Here is a 1,653-nt window from a genome sequence, read left to right as displayed (position 1 = left end):
TCCTTAATTTTCTGGTCAAAAGGCATGGGCGAAAGGCTCAAGTGGGCCAATCTTTTCAATTGCTTTAAGGCCTTTGTGGGTCTTCGGGTCAATTTTTCCGCGAAACGAAAAAATTCTTCATCAAATTCATCGGCTTTAATAACATGATTGACAATACCCCAATCATACAATGCATCAGCAGTGTATTGCCCTCCTGTAAACAGCATTTCCTTGGCCCGGTTTATTCCTATTTTCTGTATCAATCGCTGGGTACCCCCACCTCCGGGAACCAGGCTCAAAAAGACCTCGGGCAAGCCCATTTTAGCCGACTCAGAGGCCAAAATCATATCGCAGGCCAGGGCAATTTCAAAACCACCCCCTAGGGCAAATCCGTTTACTGCGGCAATCCAAGGTTTCGGAGCATTTTCAATGGATTCGTACAATTTTATCCCCCTTTCTTGAAATGACTTGAACTGTTCAGGGGTTTGGCCAGCGTATTCCTTTATATCGGCCCCCGCCATAAAAGCCCGTCCATTTCCTGTGATCACCCCCACCAGGGCTTTGTCATTTTTGTTGATAGCCTCGATAGCAGAAATGATTTCATCCATCATTATCCGGTTCATGGCATTTAGTTGATCGGGACGATTAAAGCGGAGTACCGCGATACCAGCCGTAATAGCCACCGTAATATTTTTGAAAGTGTCCATATCAAACAAATGATTTATATAATTGGTTCAAATCTCCCATCAAAGTATCGGAAGCGATATCCCTTACAAGTCCCTTGTGCAATAAGTCAGCCCCTAATTCTTGAAACTTGTTCCAACCGACATGTTGCGGACGCACATAGGCCTTTTCCATGGTCTGAAGCGTATCGATAAAAAAGTTGTTACAAAGCTTGTTGTTGGCTTCGCTTTGCCAAGCGAAAAGATTTCCAGGTTGACCGCCATTTTCGGTATAAATGGTTTCTTGCGTTTTGGCTTCCGCCACATAATAAACATAGGCTACAGCTTCATCAACGTATTCACATTTCGCTGAAACTGCTAGTCCGACTCCCCCCAGAATGGTCGATACATTATTTTTTGGATTTACTGGGCTATTGCTAAAACTCACCATATTTTTGGCAAAACCTTCCCTGGAATAATTGGTGTATCCAAATAAATAGGGAGAATATATGATTTCGTCTTCTGTCGCCATCCGATCCAGAATTTGAATGGGATTCCGATTCAACGATTCCGGATGCAGATATTTTAAATGTTCCTTTATTTCATTTAGAACCGAACTTCCGATTTTTTCATCAATCGAACGATCACAAATGAAATCCCTTCCACCATCTTGTGCACAAAGCGTCAAAAATGAGCACCAAAGGTCAGTCGGGCACAAGGGCCATGCCGTGGCATAACCATCGGGCACTTTCTTATAAAAACGAAACAGTTCAGTACGTGTACCGGGGAGTGTCAAATTCAATCTGGCCAATACGTCATTCCTGGACACCGCTACCAAAGCAGCCGCATCTATGGGCAAGGCATATAAATGACCATTGCGGTAATATGATTTAAAACTTGGGCCAACGGATTGTTTTTCCAATTCTTGCAAATCATACTTTGGTAGTCTGTCTTCCAGAGACAACAGTAATTTACTGGCGTGTGCCTGACCCATATAAGGATGGTCAATGGT

Annotated in this window: 2 protein-coding genes; both read right to left on the bottom strand. The window is 43.4% G+C overall.

Features of this window, described 5'->3' with window-relative positions; translation table 11 throughout:
* The coding region (locus WBM98_RS14865) for an enoyl-CoA hydratase/isomerase family protein (RefSeq protein ID WP_424366813.1) at positions 1 to 686 on the bottom strand (686 nt) is incomplete at its 3' end.
* A gap of 1 nt (position 687) precedes the next feature.
* Positions 688 to 1,653 (bottom strand): hypothetical protein (locus tag WBM98_RS14860; RefSeq protein WP_424366812.1); only part of this gene is annotated, 966 nt, incomplete at its 5' end.

It is taken from the genome of Maribacter sp. (genome assembly GCF_049667165.1).
GTDB lineage: Bacteria > Bacteroidota > Bacteroidia > Flavobacteriales > Flavobacteriaceae > Maribacter_A.
Note: the sequence above shows the minus strand (reverse complement) of the source record. Positions and strands in the feature narration are given on the sequence as shown.